The organism is Arenibacterium halophilum (genome assembly GCF_005938225.1).
In the GTDB taxonomy this organism is placed as follows: domain Bacteria; phylum Pseudomonadota; class Alphaproteobacteria; order Rhodobacterales; family Rhodobacteraceae; genus Arenibacterium; species Arenibacterium halophilum.
This window is the reverse complement of sequence record NZ_VCPC01000006.1, coordinates 119,870-127,452: the sequence shown is the minus strand read 5'-3', so window position 1 is coordinate 127,452 and position 7,583 is coordinate 119,870. Positions and strand designations below refer to the sequence as shown.

Below are 7,583 nucleotides of genomic sequence, written 5' to 3'. Positions count from 1 at the left end.
TGCAAAGCCAGATACAGCTTCTGGAAATGCGCAGGGGGATCGAGCTGCGGTTGATCCTGCGGGCGGCCGAGCGCGCCTCGCCCCAGCAGAGGACGGCAATGCAGGCCCTTGTTCCGGGTATGCAGGACGCGGCCGAACGGGGCGATCTTCAGGGCTATGTCGCGCTGGATGCGAAATTCGACGCGATCGTGGAGGCCGCTTGTGCGAACCGCTTCCTGACGGATGCGATGCGTCCGGTTCATGCGCTGATCCGGCGTTACTGGCAGACACAGGACGGGACGCAGGGCATGAAGGATGCGCTGCTGATGCACTTTGAGATCGTCAAGGCGGCGGCAGAGGGGGATGGCAACCGGGTTCGCGATGCCATGACCACGCTATGTGACGCGACCGAGAAATATATCGTCAGCCAGCTGTCCTAGCCGGGCGCGACGCAGCGTTGGATCATCCGGCCTTGGATCACTCCGAATAGCCGCTGTAACGTCCGCGATAGGCGACCAGCGGGTTTTCGGTTCCTGTGCGCACGCCGACGACGCTGCCGAAAAAGGTGGTTGTGCCGTGGGTCATCACCGACGAGATGACCGTGCAGTCGAAGACCGCGCTGGCCGTTTCGAGAACCGGCGCGCCGGTCACAAAGCCGGTCCATTCGGAAAGGTCGAACCGCTCGTCCGTCGCCCGTGCGCCACCGAACGCCTGTGCAATGTCGTCCGACGGGGCGGGCAGCAGGTTCACGGCGAACACGCCGGACTTGGCGATGGCATCAAGCGCCGAGGTATTCGGCCCGACAGAAACAAGCACGACCGGCGGCGCTGCCGAGACATGGGCGAAGGATAGCCCGAGAAACCCGCTTTTGCCATTGGGTCCGGAGGTCGTGACGACCGTGACGCCGACGGGCCTTTCGCCCAGACACTGCCAGAACTGTGCTGGTCCGATATCCGTCCCTGTGGCTCTGAGCGACATCGGTTCTCCCCTTCTTGACCTGGGTCGAACTTGTCATGTATTCTAGTGGAATACAAGATGGTCGATGGCGTGTCAGAGCCGGGGCCGTGGGGAGTGAGGAACCAGGATGACGCTTACGCCAATCGCTTACACGCAGATACCGAGACTTGATAAGTCATTGATATCACGCGCTTCCAAGAGCACGGTGGCTGATCTGCACGAAGGGCTTGGCGCGATAGCAAGCCGTCAGGGGCTTATGCACACCGGAATGCGACCGGTCTGGACGGGTGCCAAAATCTGCGGCCAGGCGGTGACCAGCTACAACTATCCCGGCGATAACCTGCTGCTGCATGTGGCGGCGAAACTGGCCGAACCCGGGGATGTCATCGTCGCCACCAATGGCGGCAGTGCGCAGGGTGCTCTTTGGGGTGACATGATCACCTACTATGCCCAGAAGAAGGGGATCGCCGGTGCCGTGATCGACGGTGCCGCGCGGGATACCGGGAAGCTGCGCGAGATGGCATTTCCGGTGTTTTCCACCGCGATCGCCGTGTCGCACCCCGAAAAGAGGGGGCCAGGTTCGGTGAATGTGCCGATGGTGGTTGCGGGCGTCACCGTCAATCCCGGCGATCTGATTGTCGCGGATGACGATGGCGTGCTTGTCATCCCGCCCGAGCTGGTTGCCCCCGCTGTCGAGAACGCGGAAGCGCGCGCCGCGAAGGAAGAGGCCTTTCGCAGCAAGCTCGACGACGGCAGCAGCATGTATGAACTCCTCGGGCTTCAGAAAGACGTGGAGGCCTGCGGCCTGCAAATGGTCGAGAATACGTGGCGCGACGCCCAGTGATGGGCAAGGGGGCTATCGGATGAACATGGCGGCACCAATAGAGACGCAGGTTGATCGGGATTTCGTCAGCTTTGACGAGATCGTAGAGGAAGCCCGCGCGGGGCGGATGTTCGTGGTGGTCGAACGTGGCCGGCATGGGCGGGAAGGCACGCTGATCGTGCCCGCCGACTGCGCGGATGCGGATGCCGTGAACTTCTTCGCCCGCCATGCCCGGGGTCTTGTCTGTCTTTCTCTCGACGAAACGATTGCGGACAGGCTGAACCTTACGCTGATGCCGCAGACCAACCGGTCGCGGTTTGGCACGGCGTTCACGGTGTCCATCGAGGCGCGGGACGGGATTTCGACCGGGATCTCGGCACGTGACAGGGCCCTGACCATTGCGACGGCAATTCGCGCAGACGCAGGGCGGGAGGATGTGGTTTCGCCCGGGCATGTCTTTCCGATCCGCGTGGAGACGGAAGAACTGCTGCTTCGGCCAAGCGCGGCTGCCGCCGGCGTGGAGATCTGCCGCGCCGCAGGCCGGACCCCCGCAGCCGTGATCTGCGCGATCATGACCCGGGACGGTTCCATTGCAGACGCCGCACAGACACGCGAGTTTGCCGCGCGCGAAGGGTTCAAGATGGTCGATGCGGGCCTGGTGGCGCGCGACTTGCACGGGTAACCGCCCCGGATGTGGACGGGCGGCATCGACGTGACCCGCTTTGGCGAGACCAGGAATTCCAGATTCGGGATGCCGGGCCCGCGCGTCAGCTTTGCGGTCGGGCAGGCGCCGAATGGGGCAGCCGGGTCGTGAGCGCCCGCAAAAAGTGACCTCGGTTGCCGATCGAACGGCCGTTGGCGCGCGCCGCGCGCCAAGCCCACTTCGATATGGCGATCAACGGGCTTTGCGTGTCTTTCGCCTGGGTTGGCCGTGCCACGGAATGAGCCTGCCGTTCGGCTAGCCGAATTTCTGCACAAGTCTATGAATTACATAAGGATAGTCCTGAGCCGCGCCTTTTTAAACCATCAGAGGAACCGATGGAAACCATCACATTATTGATGATTTTGATGATGCATTCCCGTGATACCAATTGTCAGACCGGGCCTTGCAGCCCGGACTGGCGACGGGGAGGTCGCCAAGACATGGGAGGGTCCTTTGCCCAAGTCAGACTGACGGTTTCGGACGTGTCCGGCACCAGGCGTCGGGCATGGTCGGGATCGAGAAGAAGTCGGGACATGCCGTGACAATGGAAATGACGACCACTGAGCGCAAGAAATCGGATGAGGGAGTGTCCGCTGTGATCAGGCTTGCCGCTAAGGTGGACCGGATCGCGCGCGGGATCGAGACCGGGGCGATGGTGGTCTCGGCGCTCGCCATCGCCGTGACGACCGTGATCGTTTGCGCCGAGGTCGTGCTGCGATCGTTCTTTGGCATCTCGACGCTGATCTCTGCGGAGTATGCGGGGTATCTGCTTGCGGCGACCGTCTACCTCGGGCTGGCGTGGACGTTTCGCAATGGCGGCTTCATCCGGGTCGAACTGATCCACTCGCTGATCTTGGGGCGGGCGGCGGCGATTGTGAACTTCCTGATTGCCGGGATCGCGACGGCCACGCTGGTGGTCTACTCTTACCACATCTTCACCTTCGTGCTTGCCACCGAGAAAAGCGGCGCGACGTCGATCTTCATCACGCGGACGCCTTTGTGGATCCCGATGGTTGTGATGCCTGTCGGGTCGATCCTGCTGACCTTCGCAATGTTCAGCACGATGCTGCGGGCGGGGTTTGTCGCCATCTGGCCGGACGGTCCTGTCCGCCTGTCAAACACTGGCGCGGAGGATTTCCTGTGACACTTGTTGCCTTTTCCGCCGTCATTGTCGGCCTTCTTTTCGTGCTGCTTGCCTCGGGCGTGTGGATTGCCATTGCCCTGATGACCACCGGGATGACCGGCCTGTATCTTGAAGGGGGCGCGCGGACGCTTCTGTCGCTCGGCTCGATCAGCTGGAACTCGATCAACAGTTTCACCCTGTCTCCGGTGCCGCTTTTCATCGTGATGGGCGCGATCATCCTGCGCTGCGGGATCGCCGAGCGGTTCGATGCTGCTCTGGCAATCTGGTTGCGGTTTCTGCCCGGCGGGCTGCTTCAATCCAACGTCGTGGCCTGTTCCGTCTTCGCCGCCGCCTGCGGGTCGAGCGTGGCGACAGCCGGGACGATCGGCACCGTCACCATCCCGGAACTGCGCCAGCGGGGTTATGACACGCGGATGATCTTTGGATCGCTCGCGGCGGGCGGCACGCTTGGTATCCTGATCCCGCCGTCGATCTGATGATCATCTATTGCTCCATCGTCGAGGTGTCGGTGGCCAAACTGTTCATCGCCGGTGTGCTTCCCGGCCTGCTGCTGGCCGCGCTGTTCATGGGATATATCGCCCTGCGCGGCGTGCTCGACCCCTCTCTGGCCCCCGTGGACACCACCGAGGTGCGTATGTCCGACCGCCTGCGCGCCCTGTTCGACATCGTGCCGCTGTTCGCCCTGATCCTTTTCGTCATGGGGTCGATCTATCTTGGCTGGGCGACGGCGACCGAGGCGGCGGCCATCGGCGTGGTGGCCAGCTTCGTGATCGCCGCGCTGTATCGTGGGCTGAGCTGGGACAACATCAAGCAGGCGCATCTGGCCGCCGTAAAGACCACTTGCATGGTTCTGATCATCGTCGTGGCGGCGCAGGTCTTCAGCTATGCGCTGGTCTATTCGGGCATCAGCCGGTCGTTGACGACCTGGGTGATCTCGCTGGAGTTGCCGACCTTTGTGCTCTTCCTTGCGATCGTGGTGCTTTATATCCTGCTTGGCTGCCTGATCGACGGCTCGTCGATGATGCTGCTGACACTGCCCGTCCTTTATCCGATCATCACCGCCGCCGGGTTCGACCTGATCTGGTTTGGCGTCGCGGTGGTTGTTCTGATCGAAATCGGGATGATCACGCCGCCGATCGGGCTCAATCTTTTCGTGTTGCACGGCATAGGCGGGCGCGGAACCAAATTCACCGACGTGGCCATGGGGGCGCTGCCCTACGTGATCATCATGCTCGGGTTCCTGCTTGTCATGTGGTTCGTGCCGGGCATTGCCCTTTGGCTGCCCGACCAGATGGCCGTCACGCGCTGACACACAACAAAAAACACGTCCATAGGGAGGAAACCATGACGTTCACTGGAATGACGAGACGATCCGTGCTTCAGGGCATGGGGGCGGCCGGTCTGATCACCGCGTCGGGGTCCCGCGCCTTCGCCAAGGCGATGAAGTGGGATTTCACGATCTACTACGGGCCGGGGCATTCCCTGACCAATCTTTACATGGCGCTGGCGGATGACATTCGCGAACGCACGAACGGAGAGCTGGACATCACCGTCCGCACCGCCGGAGAAATGCCGTTCAAGGCAACCGAGGCCGTGCCCGTGCTGGGACAGGGGCAGGTGCAGATGGCGCTTGGCTATCAGGGCTTCATCGCCGGCACGACCAAGGTCGCCGCCGTGCCGGGCTTGCCGTTCCTGATGCGCAACGCCGAAGAGGCGGAAAGCGCGATGGAGGCGCTGGTGCCGCTGATCAACAAGAAGCTCAATTCGCAGGGCTGCCAGATGCTGCTCTGGTCGGGTCAGAACTGGCCGCAGAACGCCTATGGCCGGGGCGAGCCGATCACGAAGCTTGAGGATTTCAAAGGGCGCAACGCCCGTGGGTCCAGCCCCGAACAAGGCGATATCATCCGCGAGTACGGCGGTGCGGCGGTGACGCTGACCACGGCCGAAGTGCCCGAAGCGATGCATCGCGGCGTGGTCGATGCGGTCTTTACCGGCGCGGCGAACATCACCGGGTCGAAATGGACCGAGTTCCTGGACTGGGGGTATTTCTGTGACCCGCACACCGGCATCGAATACGTGATGATCAATCAAGGCATCTACGACGATCTGCCAGAGGATTTCCGTCAGGCGGTCGATAGTGCGGTTCGCGAGAACCAGGCCTCGTTTGCGGCTGCACGCAAGAAAGCCAATGACGATGCCGTGGTACAGATGCGCGAGACGATGACCATCGTCGAGGCGGATCCGGAAGACGTGAAGCGCTATGAAAGCCACTGGGCCGGATACTGGGACAAGTGGGCCGCCGATGGCGGGCCCGACGTCGTCGAAGCCGTGACCGCCGTCCGCGACAAGCTGGGCAAGTAAGCGGCACCCCCGGCGCCCGATACGGGCGTCGGGCGTCCAACAGCCAGATTGATCATAATTATCAGTATTTTGCGGCTTTCTCAGCCGCAGGATGCGCGCAGGATTGTTGCTGAGGCTGACACCCGGGAGGGGTGAAATGAACGTAAGACAGGCGATCAACATCGAAGACGTGCGCGACTGCGCGCGGCGGTACCTGCCGCGGATCGCGTTCGATTTCGTCGATGGCGGAGTGGATGGCGAAGCCGGGCTGGAACGGAACCGGGTCGCGTTCGACCGTTGGCGTCTGCTGCCGAACTATCTTGTCGATGTCTCGTGTCGAAGCCAGAAGGTCACGTTGTTCGGTCACGATTATGACAGCCCTTTCGGCATTTCTCCGATGGGGATCGCGGGTTTCTTTCGTCCGGGGGCCGACCTGATGCTTGCCCGTGCGGCCGCGCAGATGAACGTGCCCTACCTGATGTCCAGCGCCAGTTGCGATTCGATCGAAGACGCCTCTGCCGTCGGTCGGAAAACGACGTGGTTCCAGATTTACGGCACCCGCAATCCCGAGATCACGATGGACCTTATCCGCCGCGCCAAGGCGCTGGAGGTGCCCGTGCTGCTTCTGACCATCGACACGCCGGTCATGGCCAAGCGCGAACGCAACATCCGCAACGGTTTTACCCGGCCGATGAAAATGACCCCGGCGGTCATTCTTCAGGGCCTGAGCCGCCCGGCCTGGACGATGCGCTACCTTCGGAACGCCGGCATTCCGATGATGGAGAACTGGCGCCCCTATGCGGGCGAAGGGGCCGATGCGAACACCGTCGCGGACCTTTACGGCACACAAACGCCCGCCCCCGAACAGACGTGGGAGGTACTGCGCCGCGTCCGGGCCGCCTGGGACGGACCGCTGGCGGTCAAGGGCGTGCTTACCCCGGAAGACGCGCGGCGCTGCGCGGACCTGGGCGCCGATGGTGTGATCGTGTCGAACCACGGCGGACGGCAGCTCGACCATGCTCCGGCGTCGGTCGACATGCTGCCGCATGTGGTTGATGCCGTGGGCGACCGGATGGAGGTTCTGATCGACAGCGGGATACGGCGCGGGTCGGACATTGCCAAGGCGCTCTGCCTCGGGGCCAAGGCCACGCTGTTCGGACGGCCCGCAATGTTCGGTGTCGCCGCCGGGGGGCAGGCGGGCGCCGAGAAGGTCATCGACATCTACCGGCAGGAACTGAGCCTCGTGATGGGGATGATGGGCTGGACCTCTCTGGGCGATGCATCGCCCGAGCGGCTGTTCGATCTGATGAATCCGGTCGCGCCGAACACCGGCGGGCCAAAGGCGGCCCGGGCCGCAGAATGATACGTACAGGCAGGAAAGGCACGACCACATGAGCCGCCACATGCACCTCATCGGGTTCTACATGCACAGCCCGATCAATCACAGCGCCATGAGCTGGACCGACCCCGAAGACGACCGTCTTGACGGAATGGCAGGGTTCGATCACTGGACCCGGCTGGCGAAGACGCTGGAACGTGGCTGTTTCGACGCGGCCTTCTTCGCCGACACGCCGGGCGGTTACGACTGGTACAAGGACAGCCTGGACGATTACGTCCGCTACGGCGTCTGCTGACCC

10 protein-coding genes are annotated in these 7,583 nt (G+C 62.8%); 9 read left to right on the top strand and 1 reads right to left on the bottom strand.

What is annotated here, in order from left to right; translation table 11 throughout:
- The coding region (locus FGK64_RS20665; protein ID WP_138865768.1) for a GntR family transcriptional regulator at positions 1 to 419 on the top strand (419 nt) is incomplete at its 5' end.
- A gap of 37 nt (positions 420 to 456) precedes the next feature.
- Here the strand turns inward: FGK64_RS20665 and FGK64_RS20660 are convergent.
- The gene (locus FGK64_RS20660; RefSeq protein WP_138865767.1) at positions 457 to 957 is read right to left on the bottom strand and encodes a flavin reductase family protein; all 501 of its coding nucleotides are present in this window, start codon (positions 955 to 957) and stop codon (positions 457 to 459) included.
- Positions 958 to 1,063: 106 nt separating this feature from the next.
- Here FGK64_RS20660 and FGK64_RS20655 point away from each other — a divergent pair, with 106 nt between their 5' ends.
- From FGK64_RS20655 to FGK64_RS22380, 8 genes are all read left to right on the top strand, one after another.
- Positions 1,064 to 1,780, top strand: a complete 717-nt coding sequence (locus FGK64_RS20655; protein ID WP_138865766.1) for a 4-carboxy-4-hydroxy-2-oxoadipate aldolase/oxaloacetate decarboxylase — start codon at positions 1,064 to 1,066, stop codon at positions 1,778 to 1,780.
- A gap of 19 nt (positions 1,781 to 1,799) precedes the next feature.
- Positions 1,800 to 2,441 (top strand): 3,4-dihydroxy-2-butanone-4-phosphate synthase, encoded by a 642-nt coding sequence (locus tag FGK64_RS20650; protein WP_171054175.1) that lies wholly within the window; start codon positions 1,800 to 1,802, stop codon positions 2,439 to 2,441.
- Positions 2,442 to 2,967: 526 nt separating this feature from the next.
- Positions 2,968 to 3,606, top strand: a complete 639-nt coding sequence (locus FGK64_RS20645; RefSeq protein WP_138865764.1) for a TRAP transporter small permease subunit — start codon at positions 2,968 to 2,970, stop codon at positions 3,604 to 3,606.
- Positions 3,603 to 4,082 carry a TRAP transporter large permease subunit gene (locus FGK64_RS22775; RefSeq protein ID WP_171054174.1) on the top strand — a complete coding sequence of 160 codons (480 nt, stop codon included), beginning with the start codon at positions 3,603 to 3,605 and terminating at the stop codon, positions 4,080 to 4,082. Before FGK64_RS20645 ends, FGK64_RS22775 begins: the two co-directional genes overlap by 4 nt.
- Complete coding sequence (locus tag FGK64_RS20635; RefSeq protein WP_138865762.1) at positions 4,082 to 4,915, top strand: TRAP transporter large permease; 834 nt, start codon at positions 4,082 to 4,084, stop codon at positions 4,913 to 4,915. The genes FGK64_RS22775 and FGK64_RS20635 overlap by 1 nt, the downstream gene beginning before the upstream one ends.
- A 35-nt stretch (positions 4,916 to 4,950) precedes the next feature.
- Positions 4,951 to 5,967: a TRAP transporter substrate-binding protein gene (locus tag FGK64_RS20630; RefSeq protein ID WP_138865761.1), complete on the top strand. Its 1,017-nt coding sequence runs from the start codon at positions 4,951 to 4,953 to the stop codon at positions 5,965 to 5,967.
- Between the two features lie 136 nt (positions 5,968 to 6,103).
- Positions 6,104 to 7,309 carry an alpha-hydroxy acid oxidase gene (locus FGK64_RS20625; protein WP_138865760.1) on the top strand — a complete coding sequence of 402 codons (1,206 nt, stop codon included), beginning with the start codon at positions 6,104 to 6,106 and terminating at the stop codon, positions 7,307 to 7,309.
- A 28-nt stretch (positions 7,310 to 7,337) separates the two neighbouring features.
- On the top strand, positions 7,338 to 7,580 hold the full coding sequence (locus tag FGK64_RS22380; RefSeq protein WP_210236608.1) for a hypothetical protein: 243 nt from the start codon (positions 7,338 to 7,340) through the stop codon (positions 7,578 to 7,580).
- Positions 7,581 to 7,583: the final 3 nt, after the last annotated feature.